Origin of the sequence: Actinomadura rudentiformis (assembly GCF_008923185.1) — a bacterium.
Lineage (GTDB): Bacteria > Actinomycetota > Actinomycetes > Streptosporangiales > Streptosporangiaceae > Spirillospora > Spirillospora rudentiformis.
On record NZ_WBMT01000009.1, the window covers coordinates 301,107 to 324,774 of the forward strand.

General features: G+C 67.8%; 19 protein-coding genes. 5 read left to right on the forward strand and 14 right to left on the reverse strand.

Features of this window, described 5'->3' with window-relative positions:
* Complete coding sequence (locus F8566_RS21085; RefSeq protein ID WP_151562394.1) at nucleotides 1-1,428, reverse strand: aldehyde dehydrogenase family protein; 1,428 nt, start codon at nucleotides 1,426-1,428, stop codon at nucleotides 1-3.
* Nucleotides 1,429-1,459: 31 nt separating this feature from the next.
* On the reverse strand, nucleotides 1,460-2,899 hold the full coding sequence (locus F8566_RS21090; protein WP_151562396.1) for a PucR family transcriptional regulator: 1,440 nt from the start codon (nucleotides 2,897-2,899) through the stop codon (nucleotides 1,460-1,462).
* A 105-nt stretch (nucleotides 2,900-3,004) separates the two neighbouring features.
* Here F8566_RS21090 and gabT point away from each other — a divergent pair, with 105 nt between their 5' ends.
* Complete coding sequence (gabT, locus tag F8566_RS21095) at nucleotides 3,005-4,357, forward strand: 4-aminobutyrate--2-oxoglutarate transaminase (RefSeq protein WP_151562399.1); 1,353 nt, start codon at nucleotides 3,005-3,007, stop codon at nucleotides 4,355-4,357.
* A 111-nt stretch (nucleotides 4,358-4,468) separates the two neighbouring features.
* Here gabT and F8566_RS21100 read toward each other — a convergent pair whose 3' ends face one another.
* A complete protein-coding gene (locus F8566_RS21100) occupies nucleotides 4,469-5,176 on the reverse strand; it encodes a hypothetical protein (RefSeq protein WP_151562401.1) in 708 nt (235 codons plus the stop codon).
* Nucleotides 5,177-5,380: 204 nt separating this feature from the next.
* Between F8566_RS21100 and F8566_RS21105 the strand changes: the two genes are divergently transcribed.
* Entirely contained in the window at nucleotides 5,381-7,642 is a 2,262-nt protein-coding gene (locus F8566_RS21105) for a DUF4132 domain-containing protein (protein WP_151562404.1), read from the forward strand.
* 24 nt (nucleotides 7,643-7,666) lie between these two features.
* Here the strand turns inward: F8566_RS21105 and F8566_RS21110 are convergent, their stop codons facing one another.
* The 5 genes from F8566_RS21110 to F8566_RS21130 all read right to left on the reverse strand — a co-directional run bounded on the left by F8566_RS21110 (nucleotide 7,667) and on the right by F8566_RS21130 (nucleotide 13,429).
* Nucleotides 7,667-8,752 (reverse strand): DNA alkylation repair protein, encoded by a 1,086-nt coding sequence (locus F8566_RS21110; protein WP_151562406.1) that lies wholly within the window; start codon nucleotides 8,750-8,752, stop codon nucleotides 7,667-7,669.
* A 48-nt stretch (nucleotides 8,753-8,800) separates the two neighbouring features.
* Nucleotides 8,801-9,808 (reverse strand): LLM class flavin-dependent oxidoreductase, encoded by a 1,008-nt coding sequence (locus F8566_RS21115; protein ID WP_151562408.1) that lies wholly within the window; start codon nucleotides 9,806-9,808, stop codon nucleotides 8,801-8,803.
* A gap of 71 nt (nucleotides 9,809-9,879) precedes the next feature.
* Nucleotides 9,880-11,409 carry a serine/threonine-protein kinase gene (locus F8566_RS51405; RefSeq protein WP_225993370.1) on the reverse strand — a complete coding sequence of 510 codons (1,530 nt, stop codon included), beginning with the start codon at nucleotides 11,407-11,409 and terminating at the stop codon, nucleotides 9,880-9,882.
* A gap of 131 nt (nucleotides 11,410-11,540) precedes the next feature.
* Nucleotides 11,541-11,846, reverse strand: coding sequence for a hypothetical protein (locus F8566_RS50010; RefSeq protein ID WP_192809783.1), 306 nt, complete (start codon nucleotides 11,844-11,846; stop codon nucleotides 11,541-11,543).
* A gap of 320 nt (nucleotides 11,847-12,166) precedes the next feature.
* The gene (locus F8566_RS21130; RefSeq protein WP_151562411.1) at nucleotides 12,167-13,429 is read right to left on the reverse strand and encodes a tyrosine-type recombinase/integrase; all 1,263 of its coding nucleotides are present in this window, start codon (nucleotides 13,427-13,429) and stop codon (nucleotides 12,167-12,169) included.
* Nucleotides 13,430-13,636: 207 nt separating this feature from the next.
* On the opposite strand from F8566_RS21130, the gene F8566_RS21135 reads away from it, so the two are divergent.
* Complete coding sequence (locus tag F8566_RS21135; protein WP_151562413.1) at nucleotides 13,637-15,136, forward strand: hypothetical protein; 1,500 nt, start codon at nucleotides 13,637-13,639, stop codon at nucleotides 15,134-15,136.
* A 71-nt stretch (nucleotides 15,137-15,207) separates the two neighbouring features.
* On the opposite strand, the gene F8566_RS21140 is transcribed toward F8566_RS21135, so the two are convergent.
* The 5 genes from F8566_RS21140 to F8566_RS21165 form a co-directional block, all read right to left on the reverse strand.
* A complete protein-coding gene (locus F8566_RS21140) occupies nucleotides 15,208-15,501 on the reverse strand; it encodes a hypothetical protein (RefSeq protein WP_151562415.1) in 294 nt (97 codons plus the stop codon).
* Nucleotides 15,502-15,512: 11 nt separating this feature from the next.
* On the reverse strand, nucleotides 15,513-15,740 hold the full coding sequence (locus tag F8566_RS21145; RefSeq protein ID WP_318836428.1) for a DUF397 domain-containing protein: 228 nt from the start codon (nucleotides 15,738-15,740) through the stop codon (nucleotides 15,513-15,515).
* A 585-nt stretch (nucleotides 15,741-16,325) separates the two neighbouring features.
* A complete protein-coding gene (locus tag F8566_RS21150; RefSeq protein WP_151562419.1) occupies nucleotides 16,326-17,156 on the reverse strand; it encodes a helix-turn-helix domain-containing protein in 831 nt (276 codons plus the stop codon).
* Complete coding sequence (locus F8566_RS21155; RefSeq protein WP_151562421.1) at nucleotides 17,156-17,671, reverse strand: DUF6879 family protein; 516 nt, start codon at nucleotides 17,669-17,671, stop codon at nucleotides 17,156-17,158. Before F8566_RS21155 ends, F8566_RS21150 begins: the two co-directional genes overlap by 1 nt.
* 749 nt (nucleotides 17,672-18,420) lie before the next feature.
* Nucleotides 18,421-20,118, reverse strand: a complete 1,698-nt coding sequence (locus F8566_RS21165; protein WP_151562425.1) for an ExeM/NucH family extracellular endonuclease — start codon at nucleotides 20,116-20,118, stop codon at nucleotides 18,421-18,423.
* A gap of 170 nt (nucleotides 20,119-20,288) precedes the next feature.
* On the opposite strand from F8566_RS21165, the gene F8566_RS21170 reads away from it, so the two are divergent.
* Nucleotides 20,289-21,074 carry an IPT/TIG domain-containing protein gene (locus F8566_RS21170; RefSeq protein WP_151562427.1) on the forward strand — a complete coding sequence of 262 codons (786 nt, stop codon included), beginning with the start codon at nucleotides 20,289-20,291 and terminating at the stop codon, nucleotides 21,072-21,074.
* Nucleotides 21,075-21,116: 42 nt separating this feature from the next.
* Here F8566_RS21170 and F8566_RS21175 read toward each other — a convergent pair whose 3' ends face one another.
* Nucleotides 21,117-22,607, reverse strand: a complete 1,491-nt coding sequence (locus tag F8566_RS21175; RefSeq protein ID WP_151562429.1) for a carbon-nitrogen hydrolase family protein — start codon at nucleotides 22,605-22,607, stop codon at nucleotides 21,117-21,119.
* A 251-nt stretch (nucleotides 22,608-22,858) separates the two neighbouring features.
* Between F8566_RS21175 and F8566_RS21180 the strand changes: the two genes are divergently transcribed.
* Complete coding sequence (locus F8566_RS21180; protein WP_151562431.1) at nucleotides 22,859-23,656, forward strand: hypothetical protein; 798 nt, start codon at nucleotides 22,859-22,861, stop codon at nucleotides 23,654-23,656.
* Nucleotides 23,657-23,668 lie beyond the last annotated feature (12 nt).

Sequence of the window (23,668 nt, forward strand, 5' to 3'; positions counted from 1 at the left end):
TCAGAGGGGCAGGCCGGTGAGGACCATGATCTTCTCTTCGGTGTAGTCGGCCATCGCCGAACGGAGACCTTCGCGGCCGACGCCGGAGTCCTTGACGCCGCCGTAGGGCATCTGGTCGGCGCGGTACGACGGGACGTCGCCGATGATGACGCCGCCGACCTGGAGCTCGCGGTGGGCGCGGAAAGCGATGTCGAGATTGCGGGTGAAGACGCCAGCCTGCAGGCCGAACGTGGAGTCGTTGACCCGCTCGAACGCCTCGTCCACACCGTCCACCGGCTGGACGAGCAGTACCGGGCCGAAGACCTCCTCCCGGGCGACCTTGGCGTCGGCGGGCACATCGGCCAGGACGGTCGGGGCGTACGCGGCGCCCTCGCGCGTGCCGCCGGCCAGGATCTTGGCGCCCGACTCGACGGCCTCGCCGACCCAGGACTCGACCCGTTCGGCGGCGTCCTGGCTCACCAGCGGGCCGACCTGGGTCTTGTCGTCCCACGGGTCACCGGTGACCAGGCCGTCCACGGTCTCGACCAGCTTGGGCACGAACTCGTCGTACACCGCCCGGTGCACGTAGACCCGCTGCACCGCGATGCAGCTCTGGCCCGCCTGGTAGTTGGAGAACAGGCCGATGCGCGACGCGGCCCAGTCGAGGTCGGCGTCCGGCAGGACGACCGCGGCGCCGTTGCCGCCCAGCTCCAGCGTGACGTGCTTGCGCGGCACCTGGTCGTTGATCGACCAGCCGACCGGGACCGAGCCGGTGAACGAGACGATCGGCAGCCGCGGGTCCTCGACCAGCGCGCCCGCTCGGTCGTTGGGGACCGGCAGCACCGAGAACATCCCGGCGGGCAGGTCGGTCTCGGCCAGGAGCTCACCGAGGAGGAGCGCCGAGAGCGGTGTCGCGGGGGCGGGCTTCACGACGATCGGGGCGCCGACCGCGATCGCCGGCGCGACCTTGTGCGCGGTCAGGTTGAGCGGGAAGTTGAACGGCGAGATGCCGAGCACCGGGCCCTTGGGCACCCGGGTGATGTAGGCCATCCGGCCCACGCCGCCCTCCTCGGTGTCCAGCCGCTGCGTCGTGGGGCTCCAGCGCCGGGCCTCCTCGGCGGCGAACCGGAACGTGGAGATGGCCCGCTTCACCTCGATCCGCGCCCACATCAGCGGCTTGCCGTTCTCAGCGGTGATCAGCTTGGCGATCTCCTCGGACCGCTCCGCCAGGCGGCGTGACACGTGGGCGAGGGCCTCCGCGCGCACATGGACCGGCAGGGCCGCCGCCTCGGCGCGCACCGCGTGGGCCGCCGCCAGCGCCTCTTCCACCTGGCCCGGGGTCGGTACGGAGACCGTGCCGACCACGCGGCCGTCGTACGGGTGTTCAACGGTCAGCTCGCCGTCACCGGTCGCGGCGCGCCCGGCCAGCCAGAAAGGGGTCACGTTCATGCCTTCACGCTATCTCTGGATCTGGCTGTTTCTAGTGGCCAGGGTGTCCAATCGGGCCCGCCCCATTGGCCGTCACGGCGAGCGCGATCCAGAGCTCGGCCCGTACCGCCGGCTCGTCGAGATCACGGCCGAGGAGCCTGGCGGCCTTCTGGATCCGGGCTCGCAGCGTGTGGCGGTGCACGCCCAGGGCGCGCGCGGCCGTCTCGCCTTGGCCATTGGCGGCGATGTAGGCGCGCAGCGAGGCGACCAAGGTCTCGTCGGCGCCCAAGGGTGCCAGCAGTGTCTCGGCGAAGCCCTGGGCGAGCGCCGGGTCGAGGATGCCGAGGAGGCCCTGGCCGGGGAGGTCGGAGTAGCGGAGCGCGGCGCGGTGCCGGCGTGCGGCGGCCAGCGCCTGGCGGGCCTGGCGAAGGGCATGGCCGAGTGAGTCCAGGCCGGCCGGGTCGCTGGCACCGACCGGGCCGCTCTGGTGGGCCAGCGCCATGAGCCGCTCGGCCGCCCCCGCGGGGACGATCACGGCGATGGTGCCGTCCGGGAGCGGCACGGGGAGGCACTGGTCGTCGTCGCCGAGGGCGTCCAGGACCGCGGCTCCACCTGCGCAGGCCAGCACGCGGACCGGACTGGCGGGGAACGCCGGGCCGCCCGGCGGCAGGCCGAGGAGCAGGCCCGCCAGCGCCGAACGGAGGTCGCGGGTCGTCCGTGGCGACTCCGACTGCAGGGTGAGGAGCGCCACGGCGGAGCCGACGATGGTGTGCGCGACGCGCGGCAGCCGCTCGGCCGTCCCGACCGCCAGGAAGGCGCGCGGGCGGCCGGAGACGCCGACGCCCTGGACGACCACATGATCGTCTTTGTCGGAGAGCGTGATGCTGGCCGTACGGGTCTCCCGGGCGAGGCGGGCGAGGTCCGGGGCGAGCTCGGCGGCGCGCCTGCGGGCCCGCGCGAGGTCCGAGGCGTGCCGGACCTCACCGGACGGATCGAGCAGCATTGTCCAGCCGTCCAACTCCCGCGCGAGGCGGGCGACCAGCGGTCCCGGCCCGCGCAGCGCCGCGCGGGTCAGCTCCCGCTGGGCCTGGAAGGCGCGGGTGTCGTCCTCGTACCATTCGGCCGCCAGCAGCCGGGAGACCGCCTTGCCGATCGCGATGAACGGGACCGGCTGGGGGACCTCGAGCAGCGTGAGCCCCTGGTCGCGGGCCGCGTCGACCAGATCGGGCAGGGTGACGGGATGGATGACCCCGACCGCGAAGCCGAGTCCCGCGACGCCGCGTTCGACCAGCCGCGACACGTACGGCACGACGTTGTCCGGGCTGAGCCGCATCCCGGTGGTCAGCACCAGTTCACCGCCCTCCAGGAACGGCGTCGGGTCCTCCAGCTCGCTGACGGCCACCCAGCGCACGGGCAGGTCGGTGCGCACCTCGGTCAGCGCGCGCAGGCCCAACTGGGGAAGCGCCGCGACGGCGGCAAGCGTGGGCGGCATGGCGGTCCCCGGAGACTCTCGTTGTGCAGGCTGTCCAGTCGAGCGGCGATGATTCGCCGCTCCGTACAGTTCAGCGTACGGGGCGTCCAGGCTTATGTTCGCGCCATGACCAGCCAGATCACCGGCAGGCCCGAGCGCCTGCGGCAGGAACGCCGCGTCGTCACCGAGATCCCGGGGCCGAAGTCGCGGGAGTTGCAGGAGCGCCGCGTCGGCGCCGTACCGCCGGGCGTCGGCAGCGTGCTGCCGGTGTACGTGACGGACGCGGGCGGCGGCGTGGTCGTGGACGTCGACGGCAACTCGCTGATCGACTTCGGCTCAGGCATCGCGGTCACGGGTGTCGGCAACGCCAGCCCGCGCGTCGTCGAGCGGGTGAAGGAGCAGGTGGAACGGTTCACGCACACCTGTTTCATGGTCGCGCCGTACGAGTCGTACGTCGCGGTGTGCGAGGCCCTCAACCGGATCACGCCCGGCGACCACGAGAAGCGGTCGTTCCTGGTCAACAGCGGCGCGGAGGCGGTGGAGAACGCCGTCAAGATCGCGCGGTACGCGACCGGGCGGCAGGCGGTCGTCGCGTTCGACCACGGCTTCCACGGCCGGACCCTGCTCACGATGACGCTGACCGCCAAGAGCATGCCGTACAAGCACGGGTTCGGCCCGTACGCGCCTGAGGTCTACCGGATGCCGCCGGCCTACGCCTACCGCTGGCCGACCGGCCCCGGCAACTGCGGGCCGGAGGCGGCGGCGCAGGCCATCGACCAGATCACCAAGCAGATCGGCCCGCTGAACGTGGCGGCCGTGGTCATCGAGCCGATCCAGGGCGAGGGCGGCTTCATCGACCACGCGCCGGGGTTCCTCCCGGCGATCGCCGAGTTCTGCCAGGCGAACGGCATCATGCTCATCGCGGACGAGGTGCAGACCGGATTCGCGCGGACCGGCGACATGTTCGCCTGCGACCACGAGGGGGTCGTTCCGGACATCATCGCGATGGCCAAGGGCATCGCCGGCGGGCTCCCGCTCGGCGCCGTGACCGGACGCGCCGACCTCATGGACAAGGTGCACGGCGGCGGGCTCGGCGGCACGTACGGCGGCAACCCGCTCGCGTGTGAGGCGGCGCTGGCGGTCCTGGAGGAGATCGAGGCCGGGGGGCTCGTCGAGCGCGCCCGGTGGATCGGCGAGACCATGGTGCCGAGGCTGCGGGCCCTCGCCGAGAAGCACGACGTCATCGGCGACGTGCGCGGGCGCGGCGCCATGATCGCGATCGAGCTGGTCCGCGGCGCGTCGAAGGAGCCGAACCCCGAGCTGACGGCGGAGATCGTACGCCGCTGCCATGCCGCCGGACTCCTGGTCCTGACCGCCGGCACGTACGGCAACGTGGTGCGCTTCCTGCCGCCGCTCGTCATTCCCGAGCACCTGCTGGTGGAGGGCCTCGGGATCCTGGAGAGCGCCTTCGAAGACTGAACGGATGGAGGGCCGGGCCGCCGCGGTCGATGGACGGCGGCCCGGTCCTGCATGCCCATGAGGTCATGCCCATGAGGTCATGCACAGCGCCCATGACCTCATGGACAGCGCCTATGAGGTCACGTACAGCCTCTGGTCGAAGACGCCGGAGCCGCTGACGGTCTCGCCGCGCGCCACGGCCTGCCCGCTGCCGGTGCCGTTCGAGCCGCAGAGCCAGTCGCTTCCAGGCAGCCTGACGAGCGTGATGTTGGCGAGCGTGCCCTGGACGTCGTTGCTCGAAGGCACCGGGCGCTGCGGATTATCGCCGTTGTAAATGTCGAAACTCGCTCCTTCGGAGTTTCCGGTGCGGAAACCGTAGTAGCAGGTGCGGACGCGTCCCAGAATTTCACCTTCAAGCTTGAAGTTGAGATTGCCGGTGACGGCCAGGGTGCCGTCGCGGCCGCCCTGGACGGGTGCGTAGGTGACCTGCCCGCCGACGTCCTGGAGGTTCTCGAACGTGATGGCGGGGGAGGTCTGGCCGGTGGAGGCGGTGCAGGCGCCGACCGACCCGGTGGCGAGCGTGCCGGCGCCCGCGGCGGTGACGGTGCCGTTCAGCTTCGCGTCCTCGCAGGTGGCGGTCACCTTCGCGCCGAGGAAGGTGATCGAGAAGTTGAGCGGGCCGACGGTGGAGATCTGCCAGTTGCCGGCGTAGGGGGCGCCGGTGGCGTTGTCGCGGTGGATGGTGGTGGTGGCCGCGGTCGCCGGGACGGCCGAGAGGGCCGTGACCGCGATGGCCGCGCAGGCGGCGAGAGGTAGGGCGCGTTCGACGGGGAACTGCATGGATTCTCCTCGGGGGGTGGGCATCCGGATGCGTTCCTCAACCACGTGGTTCGTCCCTGTTTGTACCGGAGCGGATCAAGAAATCAAGCGTTCGCCAGGGATTTAACGACCGGTGATAGCGCGCTCGGCGGCGGACGCTCACTTAGTTCGTCTCGGCCGGGAATCCGGCGGAACGCGGGACGGTGATCGTTCGTCTACGTGGTCATGACGAAGTCCCCCGCAGCTCCAGTCGAAGAAGCCCCCGCAGACGTCCTGCCGCAGTTGCTGCTTGCACCGCCGTGGACGGTGAACGAGCCGGCCGAGCCGATCGTCCTCAAGGGGCTCAAGCGCCCCAAGCAACCGCCGGTCCTGACGTGGCAGCCGGGCGAGCGCGAGGAATGGCTGGGGTTCCCCTACGACGAGGAGAAGCGGGGGCGCTGGGTTCCACAGCTCACGAGGCAGCCGGACGACACCGACTGGGGAGCCCTGGCGGAGTCGTTCCTCAGCGGAAAGGCGCTGACGGAGTACGACGACGACAAGGCCCGTCAGCTCAGGGTGATCGAGCTGCTGATGCAGGGGCCGGAGGAGTACGGCCGCCAATTGCTCGACGACGAGCGTTACTCGGCCGACTTCGAGCATCTCTGGGTGGCCAAGGGCCTCGCCGCGCGTTACGAGCTGGCGGCACTGCCGATGCTCAAGCGCCTGGCGTCGCGGAGGTTCGGCTGCCAGATCGCCCAGCTCCTGCCGTTCCGGGACGCAGAGATAGCCCAGCTCGTGCTCAAGCAGATGGACGACCACTACCGCGGCGACGACGCCCGAGCCTGGTTCGAAAGGCACGGCCCGGACGGGATCGCGCTGATCGTCCCCGATGTGGTGCGCAGGCCAGGGCCCAAGCGCGAGCTGGCGGAGGAGGCCGTCCGTCTGGCCGCCCAGAAGCACGGGCACGACGCCGTCGTGGAGGCCGCACGGGTCTACGGCGACGAGGCGGCGAACGCGATCTCGCAGCTGAAGGTCGCTCCGCTGGATCTCTACCCGGACCCGCTTCCGGAGCTGAGCGAGGATCATGATCCCGCGCGGCTGCCGCAGATCCTGCTGCGCGGCCGGAAGCATGCCCTGCCCGCCGCCGCGACCCGGCACTTCCTCACGATGTTGTCGATCTCCGAGCCCGGCGCCCCGTACGCGGGTGTGGACACGGTCGTCGACGTGTGCGATCCGGAGTCGCTGGCCGAGTTCGCCTGGGCGGTGTACCGGGCCGACCAGGCCTATCCGAGGTGGGCCTCGCCCTGGGTCGAGTTCACGTTGTTGCGGCTGGCCGACGACGAGACCGTCCGCCGCCTCGCGCCGGTGGTCATGCGCTGGTCGAAGCAGCGCGTCTGGGACGGCCGCGGCCTCACTGCGCTGGACGTTTTCAGCGCGGTCGGCACCGACGAGGCGCTGCGGCAGCTGCACCAGCTCGCAACGAAGGCCCAGGACGCCAAGCGGATCCGGCCGTGGGCCGAGGGGAGGCTGAAGCGCGCGGCGGAGGAGCGCGGGCTGACCGCCGAGCAGCTGGCCGACCGGCTGGTCCCCGGCCTGGGGCTGGACTCCGAAGGCAGCATGGTCCTCGACTACGGCCCGCGTCGCTTCACGGTCGGCTTCGACGAGCAGCTCAAGCCGTACGTGGCCGACGAGGACGGCAAGCGCCGCAAGTCGCTCCCCAAGCCGGGGGCCAAGGACGACGAGGTGCTGGCGCCCGCCGCGTACAAACGTTTCGGGGATCTCAAGAAGGAGGCGCGGACCGTCGCCGGCGACCAGATCAAGCGCCTGGAGAAGGCGATGGTGGCGGCGCGCCGGTGGACGCCGGAGGAGTTCCGCGCCACCTTCCTCGAACATCCGCTGCTCTGGCACATCGCCCGGCGGCTCGTGTGGTCCGCCGAGGAAGAGGACGGGAAGACCACCACGTTCCGTGTCGCCGAGGACCGGACGCTGGCCGATGCCGCAGATGAGGTGTTCACGGTCTCCGCCACGGCGCGGATCGGGCTTCCGCATCCGCTTCTCCTTGGCGACGAGCTGGCGACCTGGTCGGAGCTCTTCGCCGACTACGAGATCCTGCAGCCGTTCCCCCAGCTGGGCCGGGTCGTGCACACGCTGGCCGAGGGGGAGGGCCAGGACGGCCGCCTGCACCGCTTCGACAACCGCGACGTGCATTTCGGGACGATCCTGGGCCTGACCAGGCGTGGATGGGTCCTCAGCGAGAAGGAGACCGGCGGCTACCAGCGATCCGTCTCCCTCAAGCTCTCGGAGGAACGCAGCGTGGTCGTGGACATCGACCCGGGGATCCGGGTGCTCACGCCCGACGAACATCCCGTTCAGCGGATCGAGCAAGTGGCGCTCTTCACCGCGCGCTACTCCCGCACCGTCCATCCGTTCGGCGAGCTGGACCCCGTGACGCTCTCGGAGACGCTCGCCGGCCTCGCCACCCTCACCGAGATCACCGAGGCCCCCTGACGGCCCGTTGACAGGGGCTCGGGCTCAGCCGCCCGCGGGATCCGCGTCGACCAGCGTGAAGGAGGCGGTGGCGCGGATCTCACCGTTGACGATGACGTCCAGCTCGCGAGGGCCGGGCGGCTCGGCCCTCGTGGTGACGGGGCGGAACGAATGGGACTTGGTCACCGTGAACGTCTGGCCCGGGGTGGCGGCTTCACGTTCGGCCAGGTGGAAGATCCGGCGGGAGCCGTCGCGGCGGACCGCGTACTTGAGGAGGAGCGGGCCGGGTGAGGCGGCGCTGACGACGACGGTGAACCGCAGCCGGTCGCCGACGGCGACCTCGTCGCTCGCGAGGCCGAACGACTCGACCGCGCCGTTGCCCGGTGCGGCGCCGAGCAGGGCGAGGGCCTCGGGGTGACCGGCCCGGATGAGGCCGCGGACGGCGTGCCGGACGACGCGTTCGACGTGCGAGCCGCCCTCGGAGCTCCACCGGCCGAGGAGGGCGAGCGCGGCGCCGGGGTGGTCCTTGGCGATGTCGTTGACGTGGTTGGCGACGGAGCGGCGGACGTACTCGCTCGGGTCGTCGCGGAGCCGGTCGAGGATGGGCAGGGTGGGGCCGGGCTCCATCAGCCAGCGCACGCGGGTGGCCCAGGGAAGCCGTGACCGTGAGCCCTCGGAGGCGAGCCTGCGCAGGTGCTCGTCGTCCGACTCGGCCCAGCCGATCATGACCTTGAGCGCGGCGTCCTGGTAGCGGTCGAGATAGGGGCGTACGGCGAACTCGCCCGTGGAGTAGGGCGTCAGCACCGCCAGGGTCGTCATGGCCTCGTCGAGATGGTCGTGGCCGTACGCGCCCACGAAGTCGGTGGCGGGCCAGCCGCTCCACATGTCGAGCCGGACGCGGGTCGCCGCCTCGCGCAGCACGGCGGCGGCGCCGGGGAAGGGCAGCGCCAGGGTCTCGTGCAGCGCCAGCGACACCTTCCTGATGCGGTCCTTGAGCTCCAGCGCGCCGAGGCCTTCGAGCGCGGTGGTGACGAACCGCTCGCGCGGGAACGGGGCGTGGGCCGCCGCGACCCCGTCGGCGAGGAGCCCGACGGAGTCGCGGTTGACCATTTCTTTGAGCGGTTGAGCCACGGTCGCCAGAGTGCCAGACGCCTCTGACAGTCCCCGGACGCCCGCGGCCTAGACGCCCGACGCGACCGGCGTGCCGGCGGCGCTGAGGTCGTAGAGGTCGGCGAGGATGTCGTACGAGCGCAGGCGATCGGCATGGTCGTAGACCATGGTGGTGACCATGACCTCGTCGGCCTTGGTGCTCTCCAGAAGGGCGTCCATCTGGCTGCGGACGGACGCGCGGCCGCCGACGACCTGGGAGTCGAGACGCGCCTGGATGATCTCACTTTCGAGCGGGGTGTACGGGTGGGCGGCCGCCTCCTCCGGGCTCGGCAGGAGGCCGGGACGGCCCTGGCGTAGCCGCAGGAACGACAGGGCCTGCGGGCGGGCGAGCTCGCGGGCCTCCTCGTCGGTCTCGGCGGCGGTGACCGACACGGCGATCAGCGCGTACGGCTCCGCCAGCACGCTCGGCCGGAACGACTCGCGGTAGATCTGCAGGGCGGGCAGCGTGTTCTCGGCGCTGAAGTGGTGGGCGAACGCGAACGGCAGACCCAGCATCCCGGCGAGCCGGGCACTGTAGCCACTGGAGCCCAGCAGCCAGACCGGCGGCTCGTTGCCCGCGGCCGGGGTGACCTTGCTCTGCTCGCCGAAGTAGGCACGGAGCTCGTGGACCTGCTCGGGGAAGTCGTCCACCGACAGCGCGTCCGGCGAGCGGCGCAGGGCGCGGGCGGTGGCCTGGTCGGTGCCGGGAGCCCGGCCGAGGCCGAGATCGATGCGGCCAGGGAAGAGTGCTTCGAGCGTGCCGAACTGCTCGGCCACCACCATCGGCGCGTGGTTGGGCAGCATGATCCCGCCGGAGCCGACGCGCAGCCGTTCGGTGGCCGCCGCGACCTGGCCGATGAGCACGGCCGTCGCGGAGCTGGCGATCCCGGGCATCGCGTGGTGCTCGGCCAGCCAGTACCGGTGGAAACCGAGGTCCTCGGTGTGCCGGGCCAGATCGAGGGTGTTGCGCAGGGCTTGGCCCGAGGTGGAGCCGCTCACGACGGGGGACAGGTCCAGGACCGAGAAGGGGACGCTCATGAACGATGACAACCGTCCGATGATCCGCTCTCTTCCCGGCCGGGAAGAGAGCGGACCCTCACGTCGGGCGGTCAGTAGCCGCTGCCGGTACCTTCGCCGCCGCCGGTGGAGGTCGGGGAAGGGGTGGGCGTCGGGTCGTCGGTCGGCTCGTGGGTGGGCTCGTCGGTCGGGGTGTGCGTGGGCCTCGGCTCGTATGTCCGCGTGGGCTTCCAGGTCGGGGTGTGCGTGGGCTCGGTCGTGGGGAGGTAGCCGCCGCCGGTCTCGGTCGGGGTGGGTGTCGCCGACCTCGTCGATTCCGTGCTCTGCATGGGCTCCACGGACTGGGACGTGGTCGCCGTGGGAAGCGGCGTCTGGTCGTTGGTCTGCCTGCCCTTGGCGTCCCGCTCGAACTGGGGGGCCAGGAGCACCAGGCCGGTCAGCAGAGCCGCCAGGACGGTCGCCGACACGGTCCAGAGGGCCGTCCGGTTCCGCTTCTTGGGCTGGGCGGCGTGCGACGGGTCGATCGTGATCTGGTGGGGGATCGGCACCTGGTGGAACGCGCCAGGAGCAGCAGGCGCAGCCCCCGGTGCGTGCGCCTGTGCGGGCCCGGGCGCGGGCGCCGGGGGTTGTGGCGCGTAGTGCGGGAGCGTGGGCTCAGGGGTACGTTGTGCCGCCAGATCGTGCCCGGCCTGGAGCATCCCGGTCATGGTCTCGTGACGTTCAGGCTCGTACGGAGCGGCCGGAACGGGCGGCGGCGGAGCGGCGTGGTGGTGCGCCTGCGGCGCGGGCTCAGGCGCGGGCGCCGGGGCTGGGGCCGGAGCCGCGTCGTGCCCGAGCAGCGACATCAGGACGTCGCGTGCGCTGGGGCGGTGGGCCGGGTCCTTGATGAGGCAGCGCTCGACGATGCCGCGCAAGGGCCCGGCGAGATCTCCCAGGTCGGGCTCGCCGTTCAGGACCCGGTGGATGACGGCGGGCAGGTTGTCGGCGCCGAACGGAGTCCTGCCGGTGGCGGCGAACGCGATGGTGGCGCCCCATGCGAAGACGTCGATCGAGGGCCCGGCGCGTTCGCCGCGGATCTGCTCGGGCGCCATGTAGACGGGGGTGCCGACCATGCCTGCGGTGTTGGTGGTGGCGTCGAGCGCCCGGGCGATGCCGAAGTCGATGACGCGGGCCCCGGCCGAGCCCAGCAGCACGTTGCCGGGCTTGAAGTCGCGGTGCACGACCCCGGCCTGGTGGATCGCCACCAGCGCCGTGATCGTCCCGACCGCCACCCGCTGCAGCGAGCCGCCGGTCAGCGGGCCCTCCGCCGAGACCTGCTGGTGCAGCGACGGGCCGGCCACGTACTCGCTGACGATGTACGGCCGTCCGTCCTGGACGTCCACGTGCAGGACCTGCGCGGTGCAGAACGGCGCGACCCGCATGGCCACTTCGAACTCGCGAAGGAACCGGAACCGGGCCCGCTCGTTCTCGTTCAGCTCCGCGTGGAGCAGCTTGATCGCGACCTGCTGGCCGGTGGCCGGGTCGCGGCCCAGGAAGACGGCACCCTGGCCGCCCTCCCCGAGCCTGCGGATCAGCTCGTAGCCGCCCAGCCGGGTGGGATCGTTCGCGCGCAGATCCGCCATGCCGTGTGCCCCGTCCCGCCGGGCTCCTCAGGCCGCCGCTGGACGATGCCAGCGAACGGACGGCCTGCCCGGCCTCCCTTCCTTCGATGCGCGGGACAGGTGGCCTGGTTCGCGATCATTTCGGGCGGAAATCAGACGATCATGCTCACCGCGAAGCCGATGGCGCCGACGAGACCGGCGGCGAGCGGCGGGAAGACCGAGATGCTCACCCAGGACCAGGTCACCAGGGAGGAGGCCCGGCCGGGATCGGTCGGGTAGATCTCCTCGGCCCGCGTGTAGAGCATGGCGCCGACCACAAGGAGCGGGAGGAAGACGATCATCGCCCAGAGGCCGAGGAGGAACGCGGCGATCTGGCCGCCGCGCGTGTAGCTGCCATCGGGGCCGATGCCGAGTCCGGGGCGGGGGGTGGCAGGTGCGGTGGGGGCGGCCGCGCTCATCTGTGACCTCGCTCACATAGGGTGGAGCGTGATCATACGCTTCCGAATCGTGTTCGGGAAAGCCCCCCGGAACGGCGGAGCCGGGCGATCCAACGGGATCGCCCGGCTCCGGTTCAGGCTGGTATGGCTGTCAGGCCGAGGTCAGCGCAGGCGGAGGCCGATCAGGACGGGGTCGTGGTCGGAGGAGCGGAACGCGTCCGGCTTGTAGAGCGACGGCGGGTTGTATTCGGTGTTGTAGTCCATAGTGATCAAGGAACACCCAGGTAGATGACCAGAGAGAGTAGGCCACCAACCCCACGGGGAAACCCACGGGAAGTACGTCAGGCTGCGAACCTGGCGAACAGTCGATCCGTACGGCTCCACAGCCGTTCGTCGGGACGCTCCCAACGGTCTCCATACTCCGTCATGGTGATCATGACGTCGGAGTGGTTGAGAGCCACCTTGACCTCTCCAGGAGAGGCGCCGTCCTCGATCATCTTGACCGCGAAGTAGTGCCGGAGTCTGTGAGGGCCGTTGCCCTTACGGGGCCAACTCAGAGAGTCGAGCAGCTTGTTCCAGTGGGATAGGAAGAGTTGGCCGTACAGGACGAGCCCTGTCGCTGAGACGGTGACCATCTCGACCGTTTCCTCTGGCTCGATCCCGCCTTCCCACTCCACGGTCATCGTGACGGAGTTCTCTCGATGCTTCTTGAGAGCCTCCACGGCTGCCGGATGCAGCCGGATGGTGAACGGACGTAGGGTCTCGCCCTTCTCGCCCTTGAGGCGACAGAACTTGCCGTACTGCACCTGACGATCTATGTAGGCGGTGCCCTTGTCCAGGTCGATCCGATCCCAGGTTAGGGCGAACGCTTCGCCGCACCTGATACCCGTGGTGGCCATGATGAGGACCATGGGTCGGAACCGAGGATCGACGGTCTTGAGGATGAGGTCTACTTCCTCATCCTCGAAGGGGTGGTTCTTGCTCTTGGGCTTGGGAGGAAGCTTGATGTTGTTCTTCCTGCCGATCGGTAGGTCAGTGATGACCCGATCCCGCTTGGCTTGGTAGAACAGCGCTGCTACGTAGCCCATGAACATGCGCACTGTCCCCGGTGACCGGAAACTCGTCATCCAGTTGACGAACTCCTGAACGTCGGACGGTGTGATCTCGTCCATCCAGCGTCCCTCGAAGTGAGGGATGAAATAGTTCCGGATGATGTTCTTGGCGTTCTTGACGGTGTTCGGCTTGCCGGATGACTGAAGCTCGATCCAGCGGTTGCCGTAGTCCTCAGCCTTAGCGCGCTTGCGTTCCTTCTGCTGCTTGGTGAAGTAGTCCGGATCGTTGATCTCTCGATCCTTCGCCTTGATCTGCGACTCGCAGATCTTCTTGGTGCTGAACGTCCCACCTGAGAGAAGGCGCGGCTTGCCATTCTGGGTGGCAGCCTCAGAGCCTGGTTCTTCGTACTTGAAGAACCACTTCCCATTGCGCTTGTACGGACCGAAGGTGTTGTAGTTCTTCTTCGGCACGAGACGTCCTTTCGAGAGGACGTCTCTCCGTTTCCCTGTTGACTTGTCAAGGATCGTGATCCCCAGCGAGGGGAGGCTCATCGTAGCGTCAGAGGGCGGTCCCTCCAAGCCTCGACCCTGAGGTCCCCAGATGAGCGCAGGGGGCGCTCAGGCCTGCTGTGCAGGGCGGTCTAGGGCACTTGGACGTTCCAGGTAGCCTCAGCGCGAGCACAGTCCCCACGAGCCCCTGAAGCCTCAGCTTGGCCACCCGCAACCAGGTCCGGCTTCCTCTGTTCAGCGGAGGTACACATGCCGAGAGAAGAAGACGTCCTTGCCCTTGCTCGGGCAGTCGTCAAGCACGGTGGGAATGCTCTCCTGATCAAGGAGAACAATGTTCCTGACCGTTGGGTGGCAATCGAAGAAGCAGTAACAAGCGGAAGGGCCTTCGCTGTCGAGCCTAAGCCAGGGCTGGTCGCTTTGGACCTGGACAGTGCTGAGCTTGTCGCTAAGGGCCTGAAGGTGAAGGTTTGGGCAGAAGTCTATCTCCACGCTCAAGCCGTTCTGGTGGCCTCAGGAGGAGACGGGCGCAGGCATCTATGGGTCTGCCTTCCATCTGGGATGACCAAAGAAGAGTTCAAAGATCTCCTCAGTCAGAACTATGAGTTCCCTTTCGAGAACATCCGCCACACGCAGGCTACGAGACCCCCACTCTCACCACACAGGAACGGTCTTCCTGTGTCTCTCATCGAACCGACCTCCGTTGAGGAGGCCCTAGATCGGCTAGGACCCGCCGATGGGGTCGGGAAGGTAAACCCGCCCAAGTGGCTTCCCGGCAAATGGGCGAGTCTCCTCAGAAACGGAGACACGGAAGGTAAATACGAAGGACGCCACCAGGTAGAGGCTGCCATCGCACAGGCAGCCGTCAGGGTCGGCCTCTCCAAGGAGTGGTTCATCAGCGAGGTGACCGACCGACGTAACAAGGGCGGCGCGAAAACCCAAGAGGTCGAAGACAGGCATGGCCGACAGGCCGCCTTCAAGTCTGCTGGTAAGACCTACGACAACGCAGTCCGTTGGGTGACCGAGAACGGTGTCACTCCCAGCTTCGATCTAGAGACCTTCAAGGAAAAGATCAGCGCCTTCCGGGAGGCGGCTGAACAAGCCGCCTTCACCCGAAGCACGGACAGAGATGTGCTGCTAGCTCTGATCAAACATGGAGAGGAACACTGCTCCTACTCGCCCATGGCGAGTCTGAGAGACCTCCACACTAAGTCCGGTAGGGCTATCGACACAGTACGTAGAGCACTTCAGAGACTCGTAGAACAAGACTGGCTCACTAAGGGTGAGCCAGTAGGAGAGACTGACACTTACACCTTCAACCTAGAAATGAGTGACAAATCTAGTACATACTCATCTCTAGGGGGGACAGAAAGAGTATGTACTAGTAATGTTACACATCCTCTGTTCACGTCCCCTAAGGGCTTGGCCGGTAGGCCTGCCGAGGTCTGGGCCAAACTACCGACGTCGTTCGTCGGCATGAGTGACGTGGTGAAACTGACGGGTCTCAAGTCCCACCAGATTCGGGCGGCAGCGAAGAAGCTCGCAGCCTTCGGTCTCGCTGAGATTGAGAAGGGAACGGGGCCTAAGGGCGGAGACCGTTACCGCAGTGTTGACGTTAGCTCGGAGCATCTGGACCAACTGGCCGACGAGTTGAACCTCCATGAGGATCAGTACCTCAAGAAGATGCGCATCGAGCGTCAGAGGGCCGCTTATGCGGCCTCTGGTAGATCGGCTAACAAAGAGGCAGGCTGAACCAGCCATAGGGGCTTCTGATTCCTCCGTGGCCTACTCAGGGCCACAGAGGGATGCCATGGGCCGTCTGGTCAACTCACCTCTTGCACAAGTGAGAATGCTGCGACTGTGAGCCGTTGCCTGTCGAGCGTGCTCAAGCGCGACGAGTCGTCTATGCCCTGCTGGTGAGCCAGGAGGCAGGCAACAGTGTTCATCTTCCGTGCCCACTGCTCATAGGCCATAGCGACCGACACACCAGCAAGTCCTACCGGGCGCTGAACAAAGGTCTCTATGTCCAGGAAGCTAATGCCATGCTCGGCCATTAGCTTGGTGAGAACCGCAAAGGTCTCTTTGGCCTCTTCAACAGCTTGATCTAGCTGAGGCATTGGAGCCGTCCCTACCGGCCGTCTCCGCTACGAAGGGTTGCGACGAACTGTTGCCATCCATTCCGGCCCACCAGGATCACGGGGCCATCCTGGTCAGTCGAGTCACGGACAGCGACGAATCCCGGTCCGTTCGCCACTTCTACACATCCGTCTTGGTTCAGCTCCTCACACCGTGAGGGCTTGCGGAATTCCAGGGTTGTCACCGTTGACCTTCTCTCTTGGGAGTTGGGGACAAGCACAGGCGAATGCCACGTATTGAATGCCAGACAACTTCACAGAGCACCAGCCAGCGTCAATGACGCTGATTGCCCACTGATACCCAGCGCTGTCCCCGGTTTGCTGGCCATCGTTCAGAAGGAGATCGCGAAGCACAGAACGTGCTGACTCTCTATCCAGCCGTTCCGGCGTCGTCTGCATACGACCGCTCCGCGTCGTCATGACATGCCAGTGATCAGCAATGCCAGGGAACGGGCTCATTAGCCCGTAGCCTTCTCGGGAGTCAGAACGAAAGAAATCCGATCGGCCGCCCTCTCCAGATGCCTCACAGGGCAAATGGGGGCGTTCCAGGACCACATGTAGGACAGTTCACCGTCCCACATTGAGCAACTGACGTCCTCGGCCAGTTGAGCTACGTGTTCATTGACAACCCGGACATACGAGTAATCAGTCGTGGCATGCACGACCTCTGCCTTGAAGCCTCGGTCGTTCATGATTCGTTCCAGGGCTTCAAAGTGAGCTGTCACGCTCATTCCGTCGATGCGCATACAGCAACGCTAGAGAGACGGCTGTGTCACCTCAAACACTATTCCCGTTCCTGCATAAACTCAGGCCCGGAACGATCGAGCCCAGTTGACTAGAAGAGACCTCGCGTCGTCGTCGAAAGACGCGAACCCTTCGAAGAGGGAGAACAGTTGACGGTGATAGGCAACATCCTTCGGATCACGCATGATGATTGCGCCACCGAAGGTCTCGGCAGTGACCAGCCGACTGTCATACACGGTGAAGGTGTTCAATGGGCCTCGTGGCAGATGACCCTCCAATGGGAGCACCCCTATGCGCACGTTAGGCAGATGAGACAGCGAACTCAGTCGATCAACCTGCATCGCCATCTGCGAGGGTGGGCATAGCGGCCATCGAATAGCCGCCTCTGTGAGTACGAAGGTGAACCGCTTCGTCTCGTCGTACAAGATGGCCTGTCGGTCCAGCTTCCTTGCTACGGCCTTCGAGATGTCTCCTGGGGAGTGAGCCAGACTAGCTCTGATGTATTCGGGCGTGCTGAGCAAGGAGGTAATCATCGTCGGCAGGAAGAACCTAAGGTCACTTGAACCAGCCTCCAGTCCGGCTAGTTCATGCTGCTTCTTCTCCAAGCCCTTTCGCAGGAGTGAGCGAACATCCTGATATTCAGTGTTGGCCAATCGCGTTAAGGCCATCACTTCTGCCATCAGTTCGGCGGGCGCCTCTACCGCGTGAAGAATGCGTTCAACGTCTACGACCGTGGGGAGGAGTTTCCCGGTTTCTATCTTTGAGACCTTGCTCTGGCTCATGGCGCACTTCAAGGCCAGGCTCTGCCCAGTGAGCCCGGCCTCTTTACGAAGCGCCTTGAGAGTTGCAGCTAGGTCGCTCTTGCGTCTCCCCAGCTCCTCAGGTTCAAGCACTACCCTTGCCAGTACTCCATGAATGGGACTGCGCCATCAAGCGCGATGTCCCGATATCGCTTATACGACTCGATGTCGGGTGACTCCAGAAGCTCACGACGTATCTGCGTACCGTCCGGACGATACAGCATCTTCACAACCCGAGCCTCGTCGAAGAGCCAGAAGTCGTGATCCGGCAAGCCAGGATTCGGCTTGCCCGTCAAATCGAGTATGCGAATGTCTTCGCCAGCTTTCACGTGATGCCGGTAGTACCATTCGAACTCGAATCTCAGATATTCGCTGAGAGGCTGCCTCACGACATGCACCCGGCCGATTGTCCGGCCGCTCTCGATATACGCCTTGACTCGACTCATCCAGGGTGACCAATAGCCATCTGGTAGACGCTCGCCTGAGCGAAAGCGTTCTAGCTTCTCTTCCTCCTGAGGCATCGTATAGACCGGATGCAACTCCAGTCTCCAGACAGAGCGCTTGAAGTCGTCGAAGAAGTCTTGCCAGATATCATTTCCCAAGAGCACGGGCGGCCTCCAGGATCAAGGCAGTAGGGATCGCCACGACCCTTTCCCCTTCTGGCGTCTCAACCTCGGGCATGTCGTAGCCCTGAACGTTCAGCATGCCGTCATCCCGAACGGCAATAGTCGGGCAGTCATTCTCCCCGCAGTCGCCACCGGCAATGATCCGACCCAGGCTCATTTCGCTACCCTCTCGCTCGGCTCCCACCTGAAGTTAAGCGGCATATTCATCCTGGTCAACACCGCACGAGAATATTCCCGTCTATGAATAACTGGGGTGGTGTGCTGCCGTGGCTCAAGTCCCAGACCCGTACAGAGCGGGAGAACCCTGCCCCAGGCGGGGCCTATGGGGTAGGGGGCCGGGTATTACCCCACCCCCCGATGAACGGGGGGCTTTGGGGGATTTCCTAGGGGCGACTCTATGGGGAGGTGGGGCACTGGCCTTAAATCCACGGGGTCAAGTGGGTGCGCGGTGCCGGAGTCGGGGTACCTGCTCTCCCTCTCTGGTTCGGGTGGTAGATCGTGAGGAGGCGTACGGGCGGGGCGTCGTCTGGGACGTCCTGAGATCGTCTCTCCCTGACGTTCTCGGTCACCTGGTGCATGAGAGAGCCCCGCACGGTTGAGGCCGTACGGGGCTTCTGGGATCTCCGCCTCTTGAGGGGAAACCTCGGGGAAACGGAGAGACGTAGGTCGGTTTGATCTAGGTCAGTTGGTTGGTCGGTCGGGTGTTGCTCGTTGGCTTGTGTTTGTCCTGGTCAGCGCAGGCGGAGGCCGATCAGGACGGGGTCGTGGTCGGAGGAGCGGAACGCGTCCGGCTTGTAGAGCGCGGGCGGGTTGTACTCGGTGTTGTAGTCGAGGATCGTCGGCTCGTCGCTGTTGATGTGCCAGATCGTGGCGTCGGACACGCGCCGGGCCAGGCCCTTGCCGGCCAGGGCGTGGTCGAGTTCGCCGGACTGGCCGTCGAAGACGTAGCTGTAGCGCTGGGCCGCCTTGACGTGGCGTTCGGTCAGGCTGACCATGCCGCTCGCGGTGAGCGCCTTGATCGGGTCCTCGGCGGCGTAGGCGTTGAGGTCGCCGAGGACGAGCGGGTTGGTCTCGCCCTTCGCCAGGTCGGCGATCGCCTTGGCCTGGGTGACGCGGCGGGCGTTGTAGCAGCTCTGCCCGTCGCCCTGGTCCTGGTCGGGGCCGGTGGCGCCGCCGCAGCCCTTCGACTTGAAGTGATTGATGATCATGGTGAACGGGGCGCCGCTGCCGGAGGCGCGCCGGAAGGTCTGCACGAGCGGCGGGCGTTCGAAGACCGGTGCGGTGGAGGAACGCGGCGTGCCGGCGGGCTTGAGCTTCGCGGGCTTGTAGATGAGCGCGACATGGATCTCGTCGGTGCCCGGGTTCGGGTGCTTGATCCACGAGTAGGTGTTCGCGCCGACGGCCGCGTTGAGCCGGTCCACGAGTGCCTTGACGGCCGTGTCGCCGTTGTTCTCGACCTCCATGAGGCCGACCGCGTCGGCGTTCAGGCCCTTGAGCGCGGCGACCAGCTTGGTGATCTGGCGCTCCTGCTCGGCGGCGGTGTCGGCGCCGCGCTTGTCGAGCGTCGTGAACCAGTTGAGCGTGTTGAAGCTCGCCACCTTCACGTCGCCGCCGACGTTCTCAGGCTTGGCGGGACGCGGGTTCGTCCGGGCGAAGCGCACAGCTTGGGTGGGCTGCAGTCGGTAGGCGTTGAAGCCGTAGCTCAGGACGCCGGTGAGGTTGCTGGTCGAGTCGCCGATGCGCAGCACGCGAGGGCTGGTGAACGGGACGTTCTTGGGGTTCTGCACGGTCGAGCCGTCGTCGAGCAGCAGACGGCGGGCATTGTTGCCCGCCTGCGTCGAGCCGTGGCCGTCCGTTGGCTGGAACAGGCGGCCCTTGGCGGCCAGCGACACCTCGCCGTACTGGCCGAGCCGGTAGGTCTCGGTCGCAGTGAGCTTCTGCTGGAACCGCACCAGCACGCCCTCGTACGACTCCAGGCTCGCGCCGCCGGACAGCGGGAGGCGCGCACCGGCCGGCTTCACTCTGCCGGTGCCGCACACGTCCACGGCGGTCACCGGGGACAACTCGGTGAGGCCGTTGAACTCGATGACCTTGCCGGTGGCGAGCACGCGGTCGCCGACCTTGACGTCCTGCGTCGAGTAGACGAACAGGCCGTCGGAGGTCCTGGGGTCCCGATCCGGAGTCGCGTCCTGGATGAAGAAGCCCTTGAGCTGGTCGGCCGCCTGGAAGTCGCCCGTGACGACGCCCTCCACCCGGACGGTCTGTCCGTTGACCGGGGTGGCGTCACCGGAGCCCTGGACCTGGGCGATCTGGTGGGTGGCGGGGGTGGAGCACGTGCCGGGCTCCGCCGCCTGGGCCGCGTGGAGACCGGCGGTGGTGACGAGGCCGGCCGCCAGCGCGGTCGTGAGTGCTGCTGCTGTTCGACGCATGCGCGGGACATTAGGGCGGGTGTGACGCGGGACGAGGAACGATTGGTGAAGATGTCACCAATTTGTCATTGATTGACGAAATCGTGGGCACTGGTGGGGTTTGTGGTGTTCTGGCCTCCGGGAAACGCGCTCGCCGTTCCGGGCGATACCCGGGCGGAGGTGGGTGGGCTTTGGGTCAGGAGTCACCGGTCGGGACGGAGTTCGCGCGTACCCGGGACATCGTCGTCATCGCGGCGCTCATGTTGCTGGTCGCCGCCGGGCTGGTGGTCGTCCTCATCCAGGCCTGGCCGCCGGGCGCCACCCGGATCGGCCAGGAGCCACCCGAGCACAAGGTCGTGCGGCTCTTCGGCTGGTCGCCGCGCGTCTCGCGGGAGACCAGCCTGTTCGTCATCGTGCTGGCGGCCGGCGCGATCGGCGGGACCGTGCACGCCCTGCGCTCGCTCTACTGGTACGTCGGCAACCGGACGCTCAAGCGCAGCTGGCTGATGATGTACCTGTTCCTGCCGTTCATCGGTGCGGCGCTCGGCCTCATCGTCTACCTGGTGCTGCGCGGCGGCCTGACCTCGCCCGCGGGCGGCTCCGCCGAGATCAACCCGTACGGCATCACCGCGATCGCGGCGCTGGTCGGGCTGTTCTCCCAGGAGACCGCCGAGAAGCTGCGCGCGGTCTTCGCGACGCTGTTCGCACCCGCGCAGGCCGGGCGGGACCAGGCGCTGCCGCCGCAGGTCCGGTCGATCGAGCCGGCCGCCGGGCCGGTCGGCGGCATGGTCACCCTGCACGGCGTCGGGCTCCGGTCGGCCACGTCCGTGCGGTTCGGGACGGCGGAGGCCCCGGCCACCGACGTGTCCGACGAGATGGTGCGGGTCACCGTCCCGCCGGACGCCGCCAGCGGCCGTCCCGTGGTGGTCACGCCGGCGGGGTCGGCGGTCAGCCCGATGGAGTTCACCGTCGAGTGACCCGGTGATCGGCCGGCCGGTATCCGGTCAGAGGCGGCAGGGTCAGCGGTCACCCGGGGCGGGCCAGTGTTCGTGCCACATGTCCTGGACGGCACCCGGCAGCACCCTCGGCAGCTCGTGCACGATACGGCCGTCCTCCCTCTTCACCTCGACCAGGCCGAGCTCGTCGGCGGCCTTGGCCGCGCCGAGCTGGACGCTGGTCTCGTACGTGGCGCGGCGCAGGTCGTCGGGCCCCGCGACCAGACAGGTGAAGCGGTCACCCTTCATCGCCTCCGCCGGGATCGCCTGCCCGACCGCGAGGCTGTTGGAGACGACGACCCAGCTGCCCAGCATGGTCACCTCGCGCTCGGCGGCCTTGTGCTCCCAGCGGTGCTCCATGATGGGCTTGGAGAAGATCGGCACGAGCAGGTGCGACACGCCGCAGGCGCGCAGCTCGCGTTCCCAGTCCATCGAGCGGGTCAGGTCCTCGCAGATGAGCACCGCGAGACGGCCGAGGTCGGCGTCCACCAGGCTCACCTTCGCGCCCGGGGCCATGTACTCCTCCGCCGGGCGGTCCGCCGGGGCGTTCGGCAGCCGCCACAGCTTGATCTGCCGGGAGTCCAGGATGAAGCAGGCCAGCTTGTCCTGGACGAGGATGTCCTCGCCGGTCCAGCGGTCGAGGAACACCGCGCGGTTGGGCGGCGGGTCGTCCCCGCCGAGCGGGCCGGTGCCCAGCAGCAGGTAGCGCAGCGGGCTGGCGCGGTCGGCGGTCTGCCAGATCAGATCCCGCCAGTGCTCCAGCAGGCCGTCGTCCAGCGTCGCCTCGGGCAGCACGGCCAGCCGCGCGCCCGACTCGTCCAGCCGGTCGAGGATCTGCTTGATCCGGCTGCGGAGAACGTCGGACCCGCGCGGGCGCAACCGGTAGACGGTCATCCCGTGGCGTTCCTCGAAGTCGACCTGGATGTCCTCGTACGACTCCAGGACCGGGGCGCAGGCGACGGGCACCGGCCGGTCGCGGTTGACGTAGGCGTCCTTGGCGGGCGGGAGCACGCGGTGCTCGACCGTCTCCCACTGCTCGGGCTGCACGCGGTGGACGCCGAAGAACTCGTCTTTGCGGCGCAGCCCGATGGGCCGGCCCGGGTAGGCGCAGCGCGGCAGCAGCGCGCCCGCCGTCTCCTCCGGGTTGTTGAGGAGATGGTCGCGCTCGTATTCGGACCGGTAGGCGAGCCAGCTCATCGCGTTGTTCTGGTAGTACGGGCCGTACGGGTTGACGTGGGCGAGCGCGATGTCCAGGCCGAGCAGGATCGTGAAGCGGCCGCGGTGGCCGTCGCGGGCGATGATCCGTCCGACGTCCTCGGCGGCCAGCTCGCCGTACTCCAGCACCGCGTCGGAGATCTTGGTGGCGAGGTTCTGCACGGCGGGGTCGCCGTACCACTCCATGATCCGCCAGCCGCGGAAGAGCGAGTCGGGCAGCTCGTCGTAGAGGACGACGAAGAGGTCGGCGGGGTCTGCCGGGTAGGGCGCGACGGCGGGTGCCGTCAGCGGGTCCGTCATGGTGGTGCGTCCGGGGGGTCGGGATGGGAGGGGAGCGGAGCGGAGGTCACCGTTGGTCGCTCGATGGTAACTCTCACCGACGAGGGTCCTCAGTGTCATGTGATGCAGAACCGCCGCCAGAAGTTGCCGACCCTGGTCACAGCGATGTCGGGAAATGCCACAAAGGATCAGTGTGCCATCACTTGACATTCACTTGGCATGGCCGCACTCTGGGAAATGTCCGGCTTCAGTCGACCCGCCAGAGGTGAGCCGTGGACGACGAACTGAGCGTGACCCGACAGCGCGGGCAGCGAGCCCAGCATGCTCAAGGCCGGAGCCGCCGCGCCGAGGCGCGGCGCATCCTCGACTCGATGGAGCACGCCAAGTCCGTTACCGACGGGCATTTCAGCGCCCTCGGCATGCTCATCACCGACGCCTCCCTGAGCGCCGACGAGGCCGCGCTCATCGAGGTCAAGGACGGGCTGCAGTGGCTCCACCGCAGCCACTATCTCGACGTGCCCGCGTTCGACGGCGAACGCCGCGAGCAGCGCGGCCGCATCCTCGGGCTCATCGACTGTGTGCACTGGGCGCTCCGGCGGCTGCCGTCGGGCCTGCAGCTCGGGCTCCAGCCGGGCGGTCACGCCGCCAAGTTCCTCGTCGCCGTGGCGACCGACCCGGGCCTGTCCAACCAGGACCTCGCCTCCCGCCTGGGCGCCGACGAGACCGAGGTGAGCCGGGTGGGCCGCCGCCTCCTGTCGGCGGGCGTCGTGTGGAAGCGCAAGGAGTGGCGGCGCAACTGCTGGGACATCACCCCGCGCGGCCGCGAATACCTGGAGACCGCGGGCCTGCTCGACGAGACCCCGGCCGGCGACGCCCGGCGCGACGCGGCGACGGCGGCAGCGGTCGCCCGGCCCGACGAACCCTCCCGCCGGCCCGTCCGATCATCGGAGTCGACCGCCGACCGCCGCCGCCGCGAGGCGGAGCCGCCCCATAAGCCGGGTGGCCCTCGTAAGGCGGATGCGCCGCGTAAGCCCGACGACCCCGACCGGCCCACCCGCCGCCGCGGTTGAATCACTCCTTCC

What these genes read in the sequence shown, in the direction of transcription:
- F8566_RS21085 (WP_151562394.1), bottom strand. Translation starts at nt 1,428, where the DNA reads ATGAACGTGACCCCTTTCTGGCTGGCCGGGCGCGCCGCGACCGGTGAC.
- F8566_RS21090 (WP_151562396.1), bottom strand. Translation starts at nt 2,899, where the DNA reads ATGCCGCCCACGCTTGCCGCCGTCGCGGCGCTTCCCCAGTTGGGCCTG.
- gabT (WP_151562399.1), top strand. Translation starts at nt 3,005, where the DNA reads ATGACCAGCCAGATCACCGGCAGGCCCGAGCGCCTGCGGCAGGAACGC.
- F8566_RS21100 (WP_151562401.1), bottom strand. Translation starts at nt 5,176, where the DNA reads ATGCAGTTCCCCGTCGAACGCGCCCTACCTCTCGCCGCCTGCGCGGCC.
- F8566_RS21105 (WP_151562404.1), top strand. Translation starts at nt 5,381, where the DNA reads ATGACGAAGTCCCCCGCAGCTCCAGTCGAAGAAGCCCCCGCAGACGTC.
- F8566_RS21115 (WP_151562408.1), bottom strand. Translation starts at nt 9,808, where the DNA reads ATGAGCGTCCCCTTCTCGGTCCTGGACCTGTCCCCCGTCGTGAGCGGC.
- F8566_RS51405 (WP_225993370.1), bottom strand. Translation starts at nt 11,409, where the DNA reads ATGGCGGATCTGCGCGCGAACGATCCCACCCGGCTGGGCGGCTACGAG.
- F8566_RS50010 (WP_192809783.1), bottom strand. Translation starts at nt 11,846, where the DNA reads ATGAGCGCGGCCGCCCCCACCGCACCTGCCACCCCCCGCCCCGGACTC.
- F8566_RS21130 (WP_151562411.1), bottom strand. Translation starts at nt 13,429, where the DNA reads ATGAGCCTCCCCTCGCTGGGGATCACGATCCTTGACAAGTCAACAGGG.
- F8566_RS21135 (WP_151562413.1), top strand. Translation starts at nt 13,637, where the DNA reads ATGCCGAGAGAAGAAGACGTCCTTGCCCTTGCTCGGGCAGTCGTCAAG.
- F8566_RS21140 (WP_151562415.1), bottom strand. Translation starts at nt 15,501, where the DNA reads ATGCCTCAGCTAGATCAAGCTGTTGAAGAGGCCAAAGAGACCTTTGCG.
- F8566_RS21165 (WP_151562425.1), bottom strand. Translation starts at nt 20,118, where the DNA reads ATGCGTCGAACAGCAGCAGCACTCACGACCGCGCTGGCGGCCGGCCTC.
- F8566_RS21175 (WP_151562429.1), bottom strand. Translation starts at nt 22,607, where the DNA reads ATGACGGACCCGCTGACGGCACCCGCCGTCGCGCCCTACCCGGCAGAC.